The sequence below is a fragment of the Roseovarius salincola genome (assembly GCF_026891095.1).
GTDB classification, from domain to species: Bacteria; Pseudomonadota; Alphaproteobacteria; order Rhodobacterales; family Rhodobacteraceae; genus Roseovarius; species Roseovarius salincola.
In genome coordinates this window covers 248,737-268,146 of record NZ_JAPTNL010000002.1, presented here as the reverse complement: position 1 = coordinate 268,146, position 19,410 = coordinate 248,737, and the positions used below count along the sequence as shown (strand labels likewise).

The window sequence follows — 19,410 nt, the reverse complement described above, 5'->3', positions numbered from 1 at the left end:
CAAGATGCTCGATGCGGATTTCTGGCGTGACAAACGTGTCTTCCTCACGGGCCATACCGGCTTCAAGGGGGGATGGACGGCGCGCTGGCTGCATATGATGGGCGCCAGCATTCACGGCTACAGCCTTGCGCCCGAAAGCGCTCCCAATCTTTTCGACCTGGCCGGTATCGCGGATATCTGCGCCAGCTCGACCATCGCCGATATCCGCGACCGCGGTCGGCTCCAAAGCGCGATCTTCGCCGCCGAACCCGACGTGGTCCTTCATTACGCGGCCCAGCCTCTGGTGGTGCGCGGCTATCTTGAACCTGCCGAGACCTTCGACATCAACGTCATGGGCTCCGTCCATCTGCTGGAAGCGGTGCGCAGGCTTGGGTCGCGAACCGTCTGCATCATGGTCACCTCCGACAAATGCTACGAAAACCCGAATGACGGCGTGCCGCTCCCGGAAACCGCGGCAATGGGCGGTGCCGACCCCTACAGCGCATCCAAAGGGGCCGCCGAAATCGCGATCGCTTCATGGATTCGCAGCTTCATGTCGGCCTCATCCGGGCCGGTCGTGGCCTCGGTGCGCGCGGGTAATGTGATCGGTGGCGGCGACTGGGCAGCAAAGCGCCTCCTGCCTGATGCGATGCGCGCCTTTTCCTGCGCCCGCCCCCTCGAGATCCGCAACCCGCTTGCGACCCGCCCCTGGCAGCATGTCCTTGAACCCGTCTCCGGTTATCTGCGCCTTGCTGAGACACTGGCAGCCGACCGCCCGATCGCCCGGCATTTCAACTTCGGCCCGGATCCCGATCAGATCATCCCGGTGCACGAGGTCGCCGATATCGCCTGCACGCAATGGGGCGACGGCGCCAGATGGGTCGCAAGCGACGACCGCCAGGATTGGGAAGAAGGGCGCGAACTGGTGCTCGACATCTCGCGCGCTGCGCGCGACCTTGGCTGGCGCCCCCGGCTCAGCACCTCCAAGGCGGTCCAATGGACGATAGACTGGTCGCGCGTGTTCCTTGACGCGCCCGGCAACCTGCCGGGCGTTTGCGACGCTCAGATCAGGGCCTATCGCCGTGACTGAAACCGACCGCGAACCGGTTCTTCTCGTCACCGGAGCCAGTGGCTTCATCGGCAGCCGCTTCGTCATTGCTGCGCGTGATCATGGCTGGCGCGTCTGTCGCCTCGTGCGTTCGCCGGGTCAGGCGGGCGCAGATGACTCCTTGCTGTTCGACGGAAGCATTTCGACCCTCGCCGCCGGGCTTGACCGCATCACCTGCGATGTGATCGTTCACTGTGCTGCAAGCTACAGCCCCTCCGATGATCCCGCCGAGACCGAAGCACTGCTTGCGGCCAATCTTGTCGCTCCGTTGAAGTACCTTCAGGCGGCGCGTCTGTCCGGCACACGCGGCATCGTCAACCTTGGCTCCCTCTGGGAACACGACGTCAATGGCGCGAGGGCGCCGGTCAACCTCTATGCGCAACTCAAACTGGCATTTCAGGACAGCCTTGACTACTTCGCGCGGGCGCATGGCCTGCGCGCCCTGTCGCTCAAGCTCGCAGACACCTATGGCGAGGACGACCCGCGCCCGAAGCTCCTGAACCTGCTGCGCGACTGCGCACGAACGGGCGTGCGCCTGGGCCTCACCGCCGGAGATCAGATCGTGAACCCGGTCCATGTCTCGGATGTCACGCGCGCCATGCTCATGGCCTGTGATCGCGTGCTGGCGCAGCCCGCGCCGGTTCACGAAGCTCATGTGGTAGATGGCGACGAGCCGCTCGATATCCGTCAGCTCGTGGCGCGCGCGGAGATGATCTGGGGCAGGCAGCTCAATGTCGAATGGGGCGCAGTGCCCGTTGCTGGGCGCAAGCCCGCGCGGATATGGACAGACGGCCCGCGCCTGCCCTCATGGCATCCGCAGCTCAGTCTTGACGCGGGCCTTGCCCGCTTGCGGCCCACCTAGGCGCCATCACCCCGCTTGATGACACCACGCCCGAACCCAAGGTGCTGGTGGGCGAAGTCACTTGTCTCGCGCGACGGACCTTGCGCCATCTCCTCTTCCAGCCTCCAGCAGACCCGGCGCAGAACCTTCTTCTGCTCATCCGAGGCCATCGCATTAAAGAACTCGTAAAAGTAGCTCCAGAAAAGCGGGCGCGCGAAGATCCCGCTGGTTTCCCGCACGTTTCTGAGAAACCTGAACGCGTTCTCCTCGCCACCTCCGGCAGCCTTGACGAAATAGAACGCCGCCCGCGTATAGGCGAAACGCAACTGCATCTCACGCAGCGCCGCTGCGGCAGGGCCTGAAAGGCCGTCCATGGAATAATGATCCAGCAGATAATGCGCCGTGCTGATATATTCCGCCACGCCCCAGTCCCCGAGCCGCGGTGTCATGGCCTCCTTTCGCGCCGAGGCATGTGCCTTGGGAAACGCACCCAGACCGTCGGATTTCATCAACACAAGCCCGCGCGTATAGGCCGCATCCATCGCCAGGAACCGTTGCGGATAGCTTCCGCGCTCCAGCGTGACGCCATGCGCGTTGGTCACGGCTTCGGGGGCAACGCACAGTCCACCCAGATAGATGCTTTGAAACCCGGCCAGATGTGCGGCGTAGAAACCGGGTCGGATCACCGTGATCTCGTCATCCTCGTGCTCGATGCAGGCCCGATCCAACTCGGGAATGGTCCATTTCCTGGGATAGGGGTTGGCACGGGCAATCACCCCGACCGGACCAAATCGTGCCACGACGCGCCGATAGGCCTCAAGAAACGCCGCCTCGGGCACATCCTCGTCGGAAAGGAACAGCTGGTAGTCCTCCTGACAAAGGAAGAACGCTTTCACCAGCGACCTCGAATAGCCCATGTTGATGCGGTTGCGCGTGATCCTCATCGCACCGTCCCCTGCGCCAACTTTGGCCAGCAAGAGATCCGTGCCGTCGGTCGAACCGTTGTCGATGACATGTAGCACGTCCGCCACCAGGCTTTGATAGGATGGCAGGTTCTCGCCCAACGTGTCACGTCTGTTATATGTCAGCACGGTCACTTGAAAACTGGGGCTCACTCGAATCATCCTTTTTGCCGCGCGGAGTCAGAACGCTCCGCGCCTTCCTCCATCACCTACCTGATGCCTGAACGCAGGCGTCATGTCATAGGATGTCGCCCGGCCCGCGACCGGACAGCGCGCCGTCACGATGCTTTGGCGTGTTTCTTCTGCACCCATTTCAACTTTTCGCGCTGCACCTGTTCAACCGGCAGGATATCCTGCGTCTTGGCTTCCAGAGCGGCATCCACATGCTTGAGATCCCGACACAGGCGGCGCAGCCCGTCGGGCTCCAGGCTGGCGGCGTGATCGGTGCCCTTCCATGTCCGGTCCAGGGTGAAATGCCGCTCGATATGCGTGAACCTGCCCCAGGCTTCGGCCTCCATCATCCGGCCCACGGCCAGCGCCGCGACATCCGCCGCGATGCCCAGATGATGCCCGGAAAACCCGATCCCCTTCACCCGCGTTCCGAACCTTTCCATCAGGTTGCGGATCTCGAACAGGCAGACATCCTCGAACGCCACCGGATAGCCCGATGTGCAACTGTAAACCACCAGGTCTCGGGCGCGCCCGCGCGCCTCGTAGAACCGGATCAGATCGGCGATCTCATGCCCTGTCGACATGCCGGTCGAGACGTGGATCTCTCCGCCGTAATGCTCGCACAGATAGGCCTGCAACTCGTAATGCTGGTTCGTGGCCGACGGGATCTTGAGCATCGGCGGATCCAGCGCGGCCATTTCCCGCGCCGAGGTCAGATCCCAGACGCTTGTCGAATAGGCAATGCCGTTTTCCCGGCAGGCGGCGATCAGGTCGCGGTGCTGTTCGGTGTCGAATTCCAGAAACTCACGATGCGCCCCGTAGGTCGGGCCATAGGCATTTTCAGGCACCGGATGCGGCGCGTCATATTGCGCGGGGCTCAACAGCTCCCGGTTGTGTCGCTTCTGGAACTTCGCGACATCCGCTTTACAGACCTGCGCCGCAACGCGAATCAACTCTAGCGCGAGTTCAAAGCTGCCTTTGTGATTGCATCCGATCTCGGCGATCACCTGAACTGCACGATCTGACGTCACGAAAACATCCTTTGCACATTTCAACCTGTGGTTTATTAACCGGTTTGTACTAACAATGTGTGACTGCACAAGTCAAATTGAATTGCTCATGCCAACCCACCCCGATAAACAGCCGCTAGCCTCGGTTCTGATGCCCGCGCATAATGCTCAGGACTGGATGTCGCGCGCTATCCGTTCGGTGTGCGATCAGCGCTGCGCGGATTGGGAGCTTCTGATCGTCGATGATGCCTCAGATGACGGCACCTGGGCCATGGCCCGCGCCGCCGCCAGTCAGGACAGCCGCATTCGCGCCCTCTCCTCCCCCCATCGCCTTGGCGCCGCCGAGGCCCGCAACATGGCCCTGGCGCAGGCCCGGGGACGTTTCATCGCCTTTCTGGATACGGACGACGCCTGGCACCCCGACAAGCTGCACCTGCAGATCCGGTTCATGCGCGAAACCAGCACGGCCCTGTCCTATACCGGCTTCTGGCGGGTGCGCGGCACACGTGAACACGAGGTTCGCGTGCCCCCCGAAATCACCCGCGACGGGCTCTTGCGCGGCAACGTGATCGGCTGCCTGACCGCGGTCTATGACAGCCATGCCTTCGGCAAGGTTCCGATGCCGCCCCTGCCTCTGCGGCACGATTTCGCGCTCTGGCTGGACCTGCTTGCGCGCGCGGGCATGGCGCAGGGGCTCACACGCCCGCTGGCCACCCACTACCGGCGCAAGGGCTCGCTGTCCTCGCATCCGCTCCGCGCGCTTTCCGCCACCTGGCGGCTTTATCGCCGTCATGCCGCGCTTGGCCGCGCCTCCGCCGCGATGTGCCTGTCATCGCATGTCATCGGGCGGCTGCTGCGTGGTTAGGTCTTCCATACCCCGCGCCAACCCTACGAGGTTACCATGCATCTGAAAAAGCGGCTCGAATCCGCCCTGAAAGCCTTTGGTGACCCGTCTTCGGTCATGCCCCAACAGCAACTCGTGGACATGATCGACGATCGTTTGCGCGTGGCCCTCGCCGATATCGAGGCCCAGACCGAAGCCGCTCTGGAGGCCGCCCGTCAAGTCACGGCCAGTGATACCGCACTGGCGCGCGATGGCGAGGCATGGACACAGGCCGCGCCGCGGTGGGACAGGGTGCGCGACCTGGCCCGCGGCGCCCTTTCGCAAGCCGGGCTTTCATGCGGCACCATGCTCGAGATCGGCGGGCGGCTGAACCCGCGCAATGCCGATTTTCCCGAGTTCACTTACCAGGCGCTCGATTTCGAGGACGCCCCCGGTGCCGGGGTCGAGGTCACCGCCGGCGACATCACCAATTGCCCCCAGATTCCCGATGAAAGCTATGATTTCATCTTCAGCTTCGATGTGTTCGAACATATCGACAAGCCTTGGCTTGCCGCCTCCGAAATCATCCGACTGCTGCGCCCCGGTGGCGTGACCATGCATTCAACGCTGTTCTCGTGGCGCTATCACCCCTGTCCCATCGACTACTGGCGCTATTCGGCCGAAGGGCTGAAATCGCTGTTCGAGGGGCTCGACTGCCTGCATTCGGATTTCGACTATGCCGAACGGCGGCGCGACATTCGCGGGCGCAACCGCAACGCCGTCACCCCCGACGCCTTCGGAGGCTGGCGCGAGAATGTCCGTGTGAATTATGCCGGGATGAAGCCGCGCTGACGCGCGGCCCCCTTTCTTATTCCGCCGGAATCGCCGTATCCTCGATGCCCAGCGGATGCTCCAGCTTGTTAAGCATCTCCTTGGGGCAGATCTGCACGAACCGGGTCTTTTCCTGCTCCCAGTATTGCAGGATCTGCGCGGCCTTCTGGCTGCCGGTTTCCTCGACATGGCGGCGGATCAACCCTTCCAGATCGCTCAGGTAAGGCTCTTGCGTCACGGCGCAGGTGACGACCGATTCCATGTTGATCAGCTTGTCGGTCTCGTTTTCGGGGTCATAGAGATAGGCCATCCCGCCGGTCATGCCGGCGCCGAAATTGGCGCCCACCGGCCCCAGGATCACCGCGACGCCGCCGGTCGTGTATTCGCAGCCATTGCTGCCGCAGCCCTCGACCACCACATGCGCGCCCGAGTTGCGCACCGCGAAACGCTCGCCCGCGCGCCCGGCGGCAAACAGATACCCCGCCGTCGCGCCATAAAGCACGGTATTGCCGATGATCGTGTTGTCGCAGGCCACCAGCGGGCTGGCCATCGGCGGACGCACCACGATAGTGCCACCCGACAATCCCTTGCCGACATAGTCGTTGGCATCCCCCGAAACTTCCAGCTTCAGCCCCGGCGCCGCGAAGGCCCCAAGGCTCTGCCCCGCGCTGCCCGTCAGCTTGACGGTCAGATGGTCGGGTTGCAGGCTGTTGCGCATCCCGAAATTGCGCACGATATGGCTGGATACCCGCGTGCCCACGGTGCGATCCGTGTTCTGCACCGCGTAATGCAGCTGCATCTTCTCGCCATCCTTCAGGAACCGCTCCGCATCGCGCACGATCTCGGCATCCAGCGTATCGGGCACCGGATTGCGCGGCTTGTTGCGGTCATAGACATTATTCTTCGCGCCATCGACGGTGATCAGCATCGGGTTCAGGTCCAGATCGTCCAGATGCGCGGCGCCCCGGCTCACCTGCGTCAGCAGGTCGGCCCGCCCGATCACCTCGTCCAGACTGCGCGCGCCGATACTGGCCAGCAATTCGCGCACCTCCTGCGCATAGAAGGTGATCAGGTTCACCACCTTGTCGGCATTGCCCGTGAACTTGGCGCGCAACGCCTCGTCCTGCGTGCACACGCCCACCGGGCAGGTGTTGCTCTGGCACTGGCGCACCATGATACAGCCCATCGCGATCAGCGCAGCGGTGCCGATGCCGTATTCCTCGGCCCCCATCATCGCCGCCATGACGATATCGCGACCCGTGCGCAGCCCGCCATCGGTGCGCAGCGTCACCCGGTCGCGCAGCTTGTTCATCGACAGGACCTGATGCGCCTCGGTGATGCCCATCTCCCAGGGCAGGCCGACATATTTGATCGACGTGGCCGGGCTTGCCCCGGTGCCGCCATTATGCCCCGAGATCAGGATCACATCGGCCTTGGCCTTGGCCACACCGGCCGCGATCGTGCCCACGCCCGATTGCGCCACCAGCTTCACACAGACCTTCACCGTCGGGTTGATCTGCTTGAGATCATAGATCAGCTGCGCCAGATCCTCGATCGAGTAGATGTCATGATGCGGCGGCGGCGAGATCAGTGTGACCCCCGGCGTCGAGTGACGCAGCCGCGCGATCAGTTCGGTCACCTTCATCCCCGGAAGCTGACCGCCCTCGCCCGGCTTGGCGCCCTGCGCGACCTTGATCTCCAGCTCTTCGCACTGGTTGAGGTACTCCGCCGTCACACCGAAACGGCCCGAAGCGACCTGCTTGATCTTGGCGCTCGGATTGTCGCCATTGGGCTCGGGCACGAAATGCGCCGGGTCCTCGCCACCCTCGCCCGAATCGCTGCGCGCACCGATCCGGTTCATCGCCACGTTCAGGGTCTTGTGCGCCTCCGGGCTCAAGGCCCCAAGGCTCATCCCCGGCGTCACGAAGCGCTTGCGGATCGCCGTCACGCTTTCCACCTCTTCCAGCGGAATCGGCTCGCCCAAGGGCTTGATCGCCATCAGGTCGCGCAGATGAATGGGCGGGTTGGCCTCCATCGCCTTGGAATACTGCTTCCAAAGCGAGAACGACGCCTTGTTGCAGGCCATCTGCATCATGTGCATCGTCTGCGCGCCCCAGGCATGCGTTTCGCCCGACTTGCGCATCTTGTAGAAACCACCGATCGGCAGCACATCCATCGAGCCGGAAAACGCCTGCCCGTGGATCTCCTCCAGCTTGCCCTGGATACCGCTCACGCCGATCCCGCTGATCCGGCTGGTCAGGCCGGGGAAGTACTCGGCGCACATCGCCCGGCTCAGGCCCACGGCCTCGAAGTTGAGACCGCCACGATAGGACGAAATCACCGAGATCCCCATTTTCGACATGATCTTCAACAGACCCTGGTCGATCGCCTCGCGATAGCGTGTCACCGCCTCGGTCAGGGTGCCATCCAACAGGCCCCGGTCCAGCCGGTCGGCCAGCGTGTCCTCGGCCAGATAGGCGTTGACCACCGTGGCCCCCGCGCCGATCAGCACGGCGAAATAATGCGGGTCGATACATTCGGCCGAACGCACATTGAGCGAACAGAAGGTCCGCAGCCCCTTGCGCGTCAGATGCCCGTGCACCGCGCTCGTCGCCAGGATCATCGGCATCCCGACGCGGGTCTCGCCCAGACGGTGATCGCTCAGCACCAGGTGCCCCGAACCACTGCGCACGGCGTCTTCGGCCTCGGCGCGGATGCGCTCCAACCCGGCCTGCAACGCGCCCTGTCCGGGCTCGAAACTGCAATCGATCTCGGTCACCGCGCCCTCGAACTGGCGCATCAGCCCGTCCCACTGGGCATTGCCCACGAACGGGCTTTCCAGCACCAGGATCTCGGTCTGCGCGCTGCTTTCATCCAGCACGTTCTTGAGGTTCCCGAACCGCGTCTTCAGGCTCATCACCCGGTATTCGCGCAGGCTGTCGATGGGCGGGTTCGTCACCTGGCTGAAGTTCTGTCGGAAATAATGGCTCAGCGGGCGGTATTTCTTGGACAGGACCGCGCTTGGGGTATCGTCGCCCATGCTGGCCACGGCCTCCTTGGCATCCTCGGCCATCGGCGCCAGGATCGTCTCGATCTCCTCCACCGAATACCCGGCGGCGATCTGCCTGCGGCGCAGCTCGGCGCCGGTGAACAACGGCGCCTCGGCGACGCTGCCCAGCACCTCGTCAAGATCCTTGATCTTGCCGACCCATTCGCCGAACGGCTGGGCATGGGCCATTTTGTCCTTGATTTCGGTATCGTGGTAAAGCTGGCCCTCCTGCATGTCCACGGCCAGCAACTGACCGGGGCCAAGCGCGCCCTTTTCCTTCACCGTCGCCTCGTCGATCGGCACCATTCCCGCTTCGGACCCGGCAATCACCAGCCCGTCGCCCGTCACCACGTAGCGCATCGGGCGCAGCCCGTTGCGGTCAAGCCCCGCACAGACCCAGCGCCCATCGGTCATCGCCAGCGCCGCCGGCCCGTCCCAGGGCTCCATCACCGAGTTGCAATAGGAATACATGTCACGCCAGGCCTGCGGCAGCTCCTCGGCCTGTTTCGACCAGCTTTCCGGCACCATCATCGTCTTGGCCATTGGCGCATTGCGTCCCGCGCGCACCAGCACCTCGAACACGGCATCCAGCGCCGCGCTGTCGGACGAGCCGCCGGGAATGATCGGCTTGATATCCTCGGCCATCTCGCCAAAGGCACCGCTGGCCATACGGATTTCATGGCTCTTCATCCAGTTGATATTGCCCTTGAGCGTGTTGATTTCGCCGTTATGGGCCAGCATCCGGAACGGCTGCGCCAGCCACCATTGCGGAAAGGTGTTGGTGGAATAGCGCTGGTGATAGATCGCGAAGGCCGACTTGAATCGCTCGTCCTGAAGATCGGGATAGAAATCCGCCACCTGCTCGGCCAGCATCATGCCCTTGTAGATGATACTGCGGCACGACAGCGACGCGATATAAAGCCCGTTGATCCCCTCGGCTGCGGCAGCCTTCTCGATCCGGCGGCGAATGACATAAAGTTCGCGCTCGAAATCCTCCTCGGCGATCCCCTTGCCGTTGGAAATCAGGATCTGCTCGATCTCGGGGCGCGTCGCGTTGGCCTTTTCGCCAAGACAGCTCACCTCGACCGGCACATGGCGCCAGCCATAGATATAATGGCCCATCCGCAGCACTTCGGTTTCCACGATGGTCCGGCAGGTCTCCTGCGCCCCGAAATTGGTGCGCGGCAGAAACACCTGCCCGACCGCCATCAGCCGGTCTTCATGCGGCTCATGCCCGGTGCGCCGGATCTGGTCATAAAAGAAGGGCACCGGTATCTGAACGTGAATGCCCGCGCCGTCGCCGGTCTTGCCATCGGCATCCACCGCCCCGCGATGCCAGATCGCCTTGAGCGCGGTTATCCCGGCCTCGACGACCTTGCGGCTCGGCTTGCCATCGACCGACACGACCAGACCCACCCCGCAGGAGGAATGCTCCTCGGATTCGGAATACATGCCGTTCTCGGCCAGCCACTTGCGTTCGGCCTCTTGCTTGGCCTGCCAGTTAAGATCCAGTTTCGTCATCGTTCTTAACCCTTCGTTCATCCGGTGGGTCAGGGAGCCTGCCCTGTTTTCGTTCTTTCGCCGCGCCACTCGGCGCGATTTTCCGGTTCTGTACACATAACTTGGGCCGCGGCCCGGTTTCGGCACAGAACCGGCGTACAAAACGGACGTTTCGTACCGAATTCTACTCCGCCGCGACCGACTGCGCGGCGTTCAGGTAATCCAGGATCGCCGCCGCTGCATCGCGCCCGTCGCGGATCGCCCAGACCACAAGACTGGCCCCGCGCACGATGTCACCCACGGCGAAAACCCCGTCCATCGCGGTCCGCCCGGTGGTGAATTCCGCCTTGATCGTGCCCCAGCGCGTGACCTCAAGTTCCTTTTGATTCCAAAGTGTTGGAAGGTCCTCGGGTTCAAATCCCAGCGCCTTTATCACCAGATCGGCGGGCTCGTCATGCTCCGCGCCCTCGATCGGCTCGGGGCTCTGACGGCCCGTCGCGTCGGGCTGGCCAAGGCGCATTTGCTGCACTTTCACCGCGCTCACCGGATCCCCGGCAAAGCCTTTCGGCGCGCTAAGCCACTGGAATTCAACACCTTCTTCCTCGGCATTCTGCACTTCGCGCTGGCTGCCCGGCATGTTTTCTCGGTCCCGGCGATACAGGCACTTGACCGATTTGGCCCCCTGCCGGATCGCCGTGCGGACACAATCCATAGCGGTATCTCCGCCCCCGATCACCACAACTTGTTTGCCCTCGGCATTCAGCTCGCCGCTGTCATATTCCGGAACGCTGTCGCCAAAGGACAGCCGGTTGCTCGCCGTCAGATAATCGATCGCCCTGACGATCCCCTCCGCCCCGGCCCCCGGCCCCGGCAGATCGCGGCTCTTGTAGACGCCCGTGGCGATCATTAAGGCATTGTGTTTGTTGCGAATTTCGTCGAAACCGATATCCTTGCCGACATCGCAGTTCAGTACGAATTCGACGCCGCCCTGCTCCAGCTGCTCGATCCGGCGCATGACCACATCCTTCTCCAGCTTGAAACCGGGGATACCATAGGTCATCAGCCCGCCACCGCGATCATAACGATCATAGACCGTCACCTGCACACCAGCCCGCCGCAGCACATCCGCCGCCGCCAGACCGCCTGGTCCGGCACCGATTATCCCAACGGATTCAACACGTTCCCGGCTCGGTTGGATCGGCTTTATCCAGCCTTCGTCCCAAGCGGTATCGGTGATGTATTTCTCGACCGCGCCGATGGTCACGGTGCCATGACCCGACTGTTCGATTACGCAGTTCCCCTCGCACAGCCTGTCCTGCGGGCAAATCCGCCCACAGATTTCGGGAAAGGTATTGGTCGCCTGGCTAAGCTCATAAGCCTCCTGCAACCGCCCTTCCGCCGTCAGGCGCAACCAGTCGGGAATGTTGTTGTGCAACGGGCAATGCGACTGGCAATAGGGCACGCCACACTGGCTGCACCGTCCAGCCTGCTCCTCGGCTTTCGCGTCCGCGTATTCCGCATAAATCTCTTTAAAATCCTCACGACGAACGCGCGCCGCACGTTTTTCGGGCATGTCCCGATCAACAGTCACGAATTTCAGCATCGGTTGCTTTGCCACGGCATGGCCTCCGGAAAAAATCTTGCACCGCGATTGTCTAGTCCAAGTCGCAGGCAAATAAAAGTCACAAAGACTTACCTATTATTAAATATTTATCACCTCAGAGTACGCCTAGGTAAGAAAAACATAATATATTAATTCCGATTCGGACCTAAATGGGTGCTTTCCATAGAATCTCAGTGGTTTATAGCTCGGCGCGTAGATGTCAGCAGGGCGCCGCCGATGCCGCTTTTCCAATTGCTTCTTGTCGCCATCATTCAGGGCGTGACCGAATTTCTGCCGATTTCCTCCTCGGGGCACCTGATCCTTTTGCCGAATCTCTCGGGGCTCGACGATCAGGGGCAATTCATCGACGTTGCCGTCCATGTCGGCACGCTTTGCGCTGTCATGCTTTACTTCTGGGGCGATGTCCGGCTGGCCATACTCGGGCTGCCCCGCTTGCTGATAGGGCGTGTGGACACGCCCGGCGCATGCCTTGCCATGCTGCTTCTGGCAGCATCGATTCCCGTCGTGGCCCTCGGCCTGCTTCTGCACCTCACCGGGCTGGATACCGAAATGCGCTCGATCAAGGTCATCGGATGGACCATGCTGGTTTTCGGCATCGTCCTTTACTGGGCCGATCAGGCAGGCCCCGGCCGTAAAAAGACCGAGGACTGGAACCTTCAGGACGCGATGGTCATCGGCGTCTGGCAGGCCATCGCGCTGATCCCCGGCACCTCGCGCTCGGGCATCACGATCACGGGTGCACGTTTCCTGGGCTACACGCGAAAGGAAGCCGCCCGCATCTCCATGTTGATGTCGATCCCAACGATCATCGCCAGCGGGGTTCTTATGGGCGCCGATTCCGTCGCCAGCGCCAATACGGCCCTTTTGGGCGAAGGGATGATCGCTGCGGCAATGGCCTTTGTCGCGGCGCTTCTGGCACTGTCGGTGATGATGCGGCTGCTCAACAGTGTCAGCTTCACGCCTTACGTGATCTACAGGGTCGTTCTGGGAATCGTGCTGCTGGCCATTGCCTACCGCTGAGGGCGCAGCCTGCTGGCGGATTCCTTGATCGCTTCATACTGGCCCGCCGGGCGGAACCGCCACAGGTAGTCGGGCAGAATGACCTCCATGGCCACCGGCCTGATCCCGAGATCGGAAAATCCGCGCGCCTCCCCCGAGACCACGTTGTCGACCCGCAGGCTGCGCACCTGATCGCGCGTGATCTGCGGCGGAATCAATCCAAAGGAAAGTGTCTGCACCAGTTCAAAGCTCCAGGCCATCAGACCGGCAATGCCAAAAGGAATATTCATGATCAGCCGCCGCCGGCGGATCACCTTCAGCATCTGCTGCATCAGCTCGCGGAAGGTATTCACATCCGGCCCGCCCAGCTCGTAGATGCCGGGTGCTGCCGCACCGGTGACGCCCATCTCGGCGACCTGCGCCACATCATCCACGTAAACGGGCTGGAACCGCGTCTCGGCGCCCACGACCGGAAGGATCGGGCTGAACCGCGTCATTCCCGCGAAGCGGTTGAAGAAATCATCCTCAGGTCCGAAGATTACCGACGGACGCAGGATCACCGCGCCGGGAAAGGCATCCAGAACCCCCTTTTCGCCTCGCGCCTTGGTTTGCGCATAGATGCTCTCCGACCCCTCGTCGGCACCGATCGCCGAAATCTGCACAAGCCGCGCAGCGCCCTCTTCGGCGGCGATCCGTGCGATCCGGGCTGCGCCTTCGCTTTGGACCGAGTCGAAATTGTTCTTGCCCTTTCGGTCGAAGGTGCCGACGCAGTTCACCACCGCATCCGCACCGCGCGCGACCGCACGCACGCTGTCATCGTCGCGAATGTTGCAGAACACGGGCTCCACCTGCCCGACAGTGCCATAGGGTTTGACATGCATCGCCTCGTTCGGGCGGCGTACCGCCACGCGAACCCGCCAGCCCGCCTTGGCCATGCGCCGTGCGATATAGCGGCCGACGAACCCCGATCCGCCGTAGATGGTGACGAGTTTCGACATCTGTGGATCTCCCGCTTGGAATTCACCCCTTCCTAATGCTCCGTGCCGTTTTGAACAAGGACATATGGTGATTGCCCCAAATCTGTGAAATCGCCGTTGACACGCCACTGCGCCGGGTCTAAATGGCGGCTTCACGACACCTGCCCAGGTGGCGGAATTGGTAGACGCGCTAGCTTCAGGTGCTAGTGTCCGTACGGACGTGGAGGTTCGAGTCCTCTCCTGGGCACCATTCCCTCCACGAAGGGAATGAGCATGACGAATTACCTATACAAGAACGATCTTCCCGCGGATCTGGATCTGGGTCCGGTGGTCGCGATCGACTGCGAGACGATGGGCCTCAACCCGCATCGTGACAGGCTCTGCGTAGTGCAGATGTCGGGCGGCGACGGAAATGCCCACATGATCCAGATCGGCAAGGGCCAGACCGGTGCTCCGAATCTGGCGGCGATGCTTGAAAACCCCGACATTCTCAAGCTCTTCCACTTCGGCCGCTTCGATATCGCGGCGATGTACAACGCCTTCGGCGCGCTTGCCGCGCCCGTCTACTGCACCAAGATCGCCAGCAAGCTCGTGCGCACCTATACCGACCGGCACGGGCTCAAGAACCTGCTTCAGGAGCTGCTGTCCGTTGATGTCTCGAAGGTGCAGCAATCCTCGGACTGGGGGGCGCCCGAACTGACCGAGGCACAGCTTGATTACGCGGCTTCGGATGTTCTTTACCTGCACCGGCTGCGCGACGAACTCGACCGGATGCTTGCGCGCGAGGGCCGCGTCGAGATGGCCCAGGCGTGCTTTGATTTCCTGCCTGCCCGCGCCAGACTGGATCTTGCCGGCTGGCCCGAGATCGACATTTTCGCGCATTGAGCCATGGCAAGACATAACAGCCTCCATTCCCAGCTCGTGGCCTGGATGAAGATCCTCTTGCCGCTGGCTGCGTTGGGGCTGCTGTCGACACTCTTTCTGCTGTCGCGAACCGTTGATCCAAACCAGCCGATACCTGTCGCCGAAGTCGGCCTTGAACAGCGTGCGCAGGAACAGGGCGCCAGCAACGCGACCTTCACGGGCGTCACCGACGAGGGCGACCTGATCACGCTGAACGCCGAAGTCGCGCGCCCCGATCCCCGCGACCCGCGCAAAATTCTGGCCGACGTGGTGGATTCTCGGCTCACCCTGACATCCGGATCACTGATCGACATCGTCTCGGACGAAGCGGAGGTCCACCAGGACGAATTCACTGTCAAGCTGATCGGTGACGTTCAGATCACCACCAGCACCGGCTATCGCATGAACACCGAAATTCTCAATTCGCGCTTTGACATGCTGTATGCGCAAACCCCCGGTCCCGTCACGGGGAACGGCCCGCCCGGCGACATCGATGCCGGGCGCATGTTGCTTGCTCCAAACGAGGAAACCGGCGACACACATTTGTTTTTTACAGATGGCGTCAAGGTGATATACCAACTCCAGAATGCCGAGGATTGATACTGTTGAACCGTTTTTCGTGGACCGCCCTTTGCCTGCTCTTGTTGGCCTTGCCCGGCGCAGGCCATGCCCAGGGGGCGCAGGTCGCTTTTGGCGACACCCAACAGGACAGCGACCTTCCGGTAGAGGTGACTTCTGAAAATCTTGATGTGAACCAGGACGACGGCACAGCGGTGTTTACCGGTAATGTGGTCGTCGGCCAGGGTGAAATGCGCCTGTTCGCGCCGCGTGTTCTGGTCGTCTACAAAGAAGACGAAAGCGGCATCGACCGGCTGGAGGCCACCGGCGGCGTCATTGTCATCAGCGGCGAGGACGCGGCCGAAGGGGACAAGGCCGACTATTTCGTCGATACAGGCATGATCGAAATGGAAGGCTCGGTGCTTCTGGTTCAGCCAAGGCAAACGCTGACCTCGGACAAGATGGTTGTGGACACACGGGACGGCACCGCCCAGATGACCGGTCGCGTCAAAACCATCTTGCAGCCACAGGACTGACCGATGTCCGCACCGTCGCTTCACGTCGCGCATGAGAACATGGGACTCGAGGTCACCAACCTGCGCAAAAGCTATAAGCGCCGGGTCGTGATTCGTGACGTGTCGCTGTCACTGCAACAGGGTGAGGTGGTCGCGCTTCTTGGACCGAACGGATCGGGCAAGACGACAACCTTTTACGCCATCGCCGGATTGATCCAGCCCGAGGGCGGCAAGGTGATGATCGACGGCCACGACGTGACCAGCCTGCCGATGTATCGCCGCGCCAAGATGGGTGTGGGTTATCTTCCGCAGGAAATGTCGATCTTTCGCGGTCTCTCCGTCGAAGACAACATCCTCGCGATCCTCGATATCTCGGAAAGCGACCGGCACAAGCGACGCGAGCGGCTTGAAGAGCTGCTTTCCGAATTCTCGATCGAACATCTGCGCCGCGCCCCCGCCCTGGCCCTCTCCGGGGGCGAACGTCGCCGGGTCGAGATCGCGCGCTGCCTTGCCGCGCATCCCCGCTACCTGCTGCTGGATGAACCCTTTGCCGGGGTCGATCCGATCTCGGTCGGGGATATCCGCCATCTCGTCGCCGACCTGAAGAAACGTGGCATCGGCGTGCTGATCACCGACCACAATGTGCGCGAAACGCTCGAGATCGTCGACCGGGCCTATATCCTGCATGACGGGCAGGTTTTGATGTCGGGCACCCCCGATGAAGTGGTCCGGAACGAGAATGTCCGCCGGGTCTATCTCGGCGACAATTTCCGCATCTCCTGACACGTGGGCATGCTGTCGCAGACCGGCCCGGGCCGCGCCGATCTTCATTGACAAACACCGGCAAAACACCCTCAAATAGTGACATGACATTTCAGACTTCCGTGCTGATCCCGCATCGGGCCCTGCTTTCAGGGGCCGGGTCAGGACAAGCAGGCGAAATGTCGGTTTCCCGCATCCGGACATGAACGCCATCAGGGCCGAACGCCCCTGATGAACGCCACCGGATCGTCAAATGAAGGAGTGAAGATGCGCTATCAAATCAGTGGTAAGCAGATCGACGTCGGTGAAGCGCTGCAGACACATGTCAAGGAGCAGCTCGGAGTGGCCGTGTCGAAATATGCCGAGCGCCCGACTGACGCACATGTGATTTTTTCCAAAAGCGCCAGTGAATTCGCCTGTGAAACCATAGTGCATCTGTCGACCGGGTTGACGACCCAGGCCAAGGCGCGTTCGCATGAAATCTATGCCGCTTTCGATCAATGCTGCGAGAAGATCGAGAAGCAGCTGCGCCGCTACAAGCGCCGTTTGAAAGATCATCACCGTGATCGTTCACAGCCGGTTGAACTTTCGGGCGCATCCTCATATATCCTCGCCTCGGAACGAGAAGATGCGGATTCGGAACCTGAAAGCCTTCAGCCGATGATCATCGCCGAAATGGAGACGCAGATTCCGTCTCTGTCCGTCGGCGAAGCGGTCATGCAGATGGAGCTTGCAGGGTCGCCGGTTCTCATCTTCCGCAATGAGGGTAACAATGGGTTGAATGTCGTTTACCGTCGCGATGATGGTAATATCGGCTGGATAGACCCTTAACAGACACGGGGTGCCGGGCGCGGCCAGCGTCAAACCCGGCAGAGCGTCGAGAAACCAATGGATATCCATATGATCCTCAAGCCGGAGGCCGTGCGCGTGTTCTCTGCTGTTTCCAGCAAGAAACGCCTGCTGCATGAACTGGGTGGCATTGCCGATTCGGTCTATCATGTGAAACAGACCGAAGCCGTCGAAGCCCTTCAGGAACGTGAAAGCCTCGGGCCGACCGGTGTCGGCAATGGCGTGGCCCTGCCGCATGCCCGGCTCGATGGGCTGGATCAGGTGGTCGGCGCGCTGGTGCTTCTGGAGAAGCCGGTCGATTTCAACGCGGTTGACCGACAGCCTGTCGATCTGGTCTTTGCGCTGTTCGCGCCCCGCGATGCCGGGGTCGAACACCTCAAGGCGCTGGCGCTGGTGTCACGCACGCTGCGCGACCCGTCGGTCTGTGCCAAGCTGCGCGCGAACTCCGATCCGATGACGCTTTACACGATCGTGACCGAAGCTCAGGCGGCGCAAGCCGCCTGACACCCGGCCGGGCCTATTTCCACGGCCGGAACCCGAAGATCATGTAATCGCGCTGGTAGATGTCACTGACCAGCGCTTCGATCTCCTCGTCATAGATATCCGAAAGAGCAAACGGCTGATCGCCCGCTGATTGCTGCACGCGAGGCGCATCGCCATAACCCACCCGCCCCGCCATAAGCGGCAGATCGGTATCCATCTCATCCTCGCGGATCACCATGTCAGGCACTGCAAACTGCGCCATGCCCTGCAACACCGCCACCTGCGAGGCCCAATGCGCATCAATCCGAATCGCCGTCTGTCCCGCGAGATTGGCGCGCAGGAATTCCAGAAAGGCCACAAACGCCGCCCGGTGCGCGCGCCGGTCATAGGTCTCGTCAAGATCGCCACCGGGAATCGGCAGCTTGTGGAAATTGCGCAGCGTCTTGCGGATGCTGGCATAGCTGCCCGGCCCGCGGATCAGGATCTTGTTGCAGAACGCGTCATGCGCACGCGCCGCAGGGTGGCGCAACACCGTAAAGCTGCGATGTGTCGGGTTGCGCCGCTTCCACTGCCGCAGGGCCTTCTGATTGAGATGCGTCGGCAAGCTGTCCTCCGGCACCTCGTCAAGCCCCGCAAGCCAGGCCCTCACTTCTGCCTCAGGTCCGGATTTGACGGGCATGTAAAGCAGCGGTGCGCGCGCGCCGGTCACGAAACCGGGCACTGCGGCACCGCGGCGCGGCTCGAAGTTCGGGATGCGCGTCATGTTGAACGGATCCTGCCCGGACAGCGCACGCTCCATCTCGTCGTAATTCGCGACCTTCTCGCTCAGCGGACTCGGGTTCTGCTTCTTGAGCGAGGAATCCAGCGCTTCGAGCCGTTCCTCACAACCAAGAAACCGCGCCAACCCGTTGATCACCGCCAGGTTCTGAAGATCCTCATAGGCGACATAAAACGCCGTTTGCCCGGTCATCTGCAGCCGGTTCAGCAGGAAGACCTGAAAAGATTGCAGGTGCGCGACGTGCTTTTCGAACTCGGCCCCGTCGAAACTGATCTTGCTGTCCCTGCGACGCTTGACGTTGGTCAGTTTCCACTGCCCGGTCGCCTGCGCGATCTTCCATGACACGTAGCTGTCCAGCGGGTTGCGGGTCAGGATGACCTTGGCGCAGCGTGGATCGTCAAGGCAGATATCCAGCACCCGGCCGTCATGATCATGAAAGAACCGGAACCCGCCCAACCCGGTGGAACCGCTCTTGATCGCCTCGATCAGCCGCCGAGGATCGCCATCGCGCATCGCCTGGGTGACGCCCAGGATTTCGGTCTTGTTGGGATAACCGATGAAATGCGGATTGAACGCCTCGCCATGGCATTCCAGCCCTTCAAAGGCGTTCAGATTGGTCTCGAGAAAGTTCGATCCGGTGCGCATCTCTGCGAACACCACGAAATAGTCGAAAGGTCCGCTCATGCCG

General features: G+C 62.0%; 17 protein-coding genes and 1 tRNA gene. 12 read left to right on the top strand and 6 right to left on the bottom strand.

Annotated features, from left to right (window positions below; genetic code table 11):
* Window positions 1–4: 4 nt before the first annotated feature.
* Both rfbG and N5A93_RS03860 read left to right on the top strand, forming a co-directional pair.
* Window positions 5–1,069, top strand: a complete 1,065-nt coding sequence (gene rfbG, locus N5A93_RS03865) for a CDP-glucose 4,6-dehydratase (RefSeq protein ID WP_268953743.1) — start codon at window positions 5–7, stop codon at window positions 1,067–1,069.
* Window positions 1,062–1,949, top strand: coding sequence for an NAD-dependent epimerase/dehydratase family protein (locus tag N5A93_RS03860; protein WP_268953742.1), 888 nt, complete (start codon window positions 1,062–1,064; stop codon window positions 1,947–1,949). The genes rfbG and N5A93_RS03860 overlap by 8 nt, the downstream gene beginning before the upstream one ends.
* On the opposite strand, the gene N5A93_RS03855 is transcribed toward N5A93_RS03860, so the two are convergent.
* Together N5A93_RS03855 and N5A93_RS03850 are read right to left on the bottom strand one after the other, a co-directional pair.
* Complete coding sequence (locus tag N5A93_RS03855; RefSeq protein ID WP_268953741.1) at window positions 1,946–3,043, bottom strand: glycosyltransferase family 2 protein; 1,098 nt, start codon at window positions 3,041–3,043, stop codon at window positions 1,946–1,948. The two genes, N5A93_RS03860 and N5A93_RS03855, sit on opposite strands and share 4 nt — an antisense overlap.
* 125 nt (window positions 3,044–3,168) lie before the next feature.
* Window positions 3,169–4,092 (bottom strand): N-acetylneuraminate synthase family protein, encoded by a 924-nt coding sequence (locus N5A93_RS03850; protein WP_268953740.1) that lies wholly within the window; start codon window positions 4,090–4,092, stop codon window positions 3,169–3,171.
* A gap of 88 nt (window positions 4,093–4,180) precedes the next feature.
* Here N5A93_RS03850 and N5A93_RS03845 point away from each other — a divergent pair, with 88 nt between their 5' ends.
* Together N5A93_RS03845 and N5A93_RS03840 are read left to right on the top strand one after the other, a co-directional pair.
* On the top strand, window positions 4,181–4,936 hold the full coding sequence (locus tag N5A93_RS03845) for a glycosyltransferase family 2 protein (protein ID WP_268953739.1): 756 nt from the start codon (window positions 4,181–4,183) through the stop codon (window positions 4,934–4,936).
* A 36-nt stretch (window positions 4,937–4,972) separates the two neighbouring features.
* On the top strand, window positions 4,973–5,746 hold the full coding sequence (locus tag N5A93_RS03840; RefSeq protein ID WP_268953738.1) for a class I SAM-dependent methyltransferase: 774 nt from the start codon (window positions 4,973–4,975) through the stop codon (window positions 5,744–5,746).
* A 16-nt stretch (window positions 5,747–5,762) separates the two neighbouring features.
* On the opposite strand, the gene gltB is transcribed toward N5A93_RS03840, so the two are convergent.
* Together gltB and N5A93_RS03830 are read right to left on the bottom strand one after the other, a co-directional pair.
* Window positions 5,763–10,295 carry a glutamate synthase large subunit gene (gene gltB, locus N5A93_RS03835; RefSeq protein WP_268953737.1) on the bottom strand — a complete coding sequence of 1,511 codons (4,533 nt, stop codon included), beginning with the start codon at window positions 10,293–10,295 and terminating at the stop codon, window positions 5,763–5,765.
* A 163-nt stretch (window positions 10,296–10,458) separates the two neighbouring features.
* On the bottom strand, window positions 10,459–11,892 hold the full coding sequence (locus tag N5A93_RS03830) for an NAD(P)-dependent oxidoreductase (RefSeq protein WP_268953736.1): 1,434 nt from the start codon (window positions 11,890–11,892) through the stop codon (window positions 10,459–10,461).
* A gap of 222 nt (window positions 11,893–12,114) precedes the next feature.
* On the opposite strand from N5A93_RS03830, the gene N5A93_RS03825 reads away from it, so the two are divergent.
* The gene (locus tag N5A93_RS03825; RefSeq protein WP_268953735.1) at window positions 12,115–12,918 is read left to right on the top strand and encodes an undecaprenyl-diphosphate phosphatase; all 804 of its coding nucleotides are present in this window, start codon (window positions 12,115–12,117) and stop codon (window positions 12,916–12,918) included.
* Here N5A93_RS03825 and N5A93_RS03820 read toward each other — a convergent pair.
* Window positions 12,909–13,895 (bottom strand): complex I NDUFA9 subunit family protein, encoded by a 987-nt coding sequence (locus N5A93_RS03820; protein ID WP_268953734.1) that lies wholly within the window; start codon window positions 13,893–13,895, stop codon window positions 12,909–12,911. The genes N5A93_RS03825 and N5A93_RS03820 overlap by 10 nt on opposite strands.
* 142 nt (window positions 13,896–14,037) lie before the next feature.
* Here N5A93_RS03820 and N5A93_RS03815 point away from each other — a divergent pair.
* The 7 genes from N5A93_RS03815 (at window position 14,038) to N5A93_RS03785 (ending at window position 17,965) form a co-directional block, all read left to right on the top strand.
* Window positions 14,038–14,124, top strand: a tRNA-Leu gene (locus tag N5A93_RS03815).
* Between the two features lie 23 nt (window positions 14,125–14,147).
* On the top strand, window positions 14,148–14,759 hold the full coding sequence (locus tag N5A93_RS03810) for a ribonuclease D (protein WP_268953733.1): 612 nt from the start codon (window positions 14,148–14,150) through the stop codon (window positions 14,757–14,759).
* 45 nt (window positions 14,760–14,804) lie between these two features.
* Window positions 14,805–15,377, top strand: coding sequence for an LPS export ABC transporter periplasmic protein LptC (gene lptC / locus N5A93_RS03805; RefSeq protein WP_268953966.1), 573 nt, complete (start codon window positions 14,805–14,807; stop codon window positions 15,375–15,377).
* A gap of 41 nt (window positions 15,378–15,418) precedes the next feature.
* Window positions 15,419–15,871 (top strand): LptA/OstA family protein, encoded by a 453-nt coding sequence (locus N5A93_RS03800; RefSeq protein WP_372920686.1) that lies wholly within the window; start codon window positions 15,419–15,421, stop codon window positions 15,869–15,871.
* A 3-nt stretch (window positions 15,872–15,874) separates the two neighbouring features.
* Entirely contained in the window at window positions 15,875–16,633 is a 759-nt protein-coding gene (gene lptB, locus N5A93_RS03795; RefSeq protein ID WP_268953732.1) for an LPS export ABC transporter ATP-binding protein, read from the top strand.
* A gap of 246 nt (window positions 16,634–16,879) precedes the next feature.
* Window positions 16,880–17,443, top strand: a complete 564-nt coding sequence (hpf, locus tag N5A93_RS03790) for a ribosome hibernation-promoting factor, HPF/YfiA family (protein WP_268953731.1) — start codon at window positions 16,880–16,882, stop codon at window positions 17,441–17,443.
* A gap of 57 nt (window positions 17,444–17,500) precedes the next feature.
* A complete protein-coding gene (locus N5A93_RS03785) occupies window positions 17,501–17,965 on the top strand; it encodes a PTS sugar transporter subunit IIA (RefSeq protein WP_268953730.1) in 465 nt (154 codons plus the stop codon).
* Window positions 17,966–17,978: 13 nt separating this feature from the next.
* On the opposite strand, the gene N5A93_RS03780 is transcribed toward N5A93_RS03785, so the two are convergent.
* The gene (locus tag N5A93_RS03780) at window positions 17,979–19,406 is read right to left on the bottom strand and encodes a sulfotransferase family 2 domain-containing protein (RefSeq protein WP_268953729.1); all 1,428 of its coding nucleotides are present in this window, start codon (window positions 19,404–19,406) and stop codon (window positions 17,979–17,981) included.
* Window positions 19,407–19,410 lie beyond the last annotated feature (4 nt).

Excerpts from the sequence above, each read along its gene's own strand:
- N5A93_RS03810 (WP_268953733.1), top strand. The coding sequence starts at position 14,148 with ATGACGAATTACCTATACAAGAACGATCTTCCCGCGGATCTGGATCTG.
- rfbG (WP_268953743.1), top strand. The coding sequence starts at position 5 with ATGCTCGATGCGGATTTCTGGCGTGACAAACGTGTCTTCCTCACGGGC.
- N5A93_RS03780 (WP_268953729.1), bottom strand. The coding sequence starts at position 19,406 with ATGAGCGGACCTTTCGACTATTTCGTGGTGTTCGCAGAGATGCGCACC.
- N5A93_RS03820 (WP_268953734.1), bottom strand. The coding sequence starts at position 13,895 with ATGTCGAAACTCGTCACCATCTACGGCGGATCGGGGTTCGTCGGCCGC.
- N5A93_RS03785 (WP_268953730.1), top strand. The coding sequence starts at position 17,501 with ATGGATATCCATATGATCCTCAAGCCGGAGGCCGTGCGCGTGTTCTCT.
- N5A93_RS03840 (WP_268953738.1), top strand. The coding sequence starts at position 4,973 with ATGCATCTGAAAAAGCGGCTCGAATCCGCCCTGAAAGCCTTTGGTGAC.
- lptC (WP_268953966.1), top strand. The coding sequence starts at position 14,805 with ATGAAGATCCTCTTGCCGCTGGCTGCGTTGGGGCTGCTGTCGACACTC.
- N5A93_RS03825 (WP_268953735.1), top strand. The coding sequence starts at position 12,115 with ATGCCGCTTTTCCAATTGCTTCTTGTCGCCATCATTCAGGGCGTGACC.
- gltB (WP_268953737.1), bottom strand. The coding sequence starts at position 10,295 with ATGACGAAACTGGATCTTAACTGGCAGGCCAAGCAAGAGGCCGAACGC.
- hpf (WP_268953731.1), top strand. The coding sequence starts at position 16,880 with ATGCGCTATCAAATCAGTGGTAAGCAGATCGACGTCGGTGAAGCGCTG.
- N5A93_RS03845 (WP_268953739.1), top strand. The coding sequence starts at position 4,181 with ATGCCAACCCACCCCGATAAACAGCCGCTAGCCTCGGTTCTGATGCCC.
- lptB (WP_268953732.1), top strand. The coding sequence starts at position 15,875 with ATGTCCGCACCGTCGCTTCACGTCGCGCATGAGAACATGGGACTCGAG.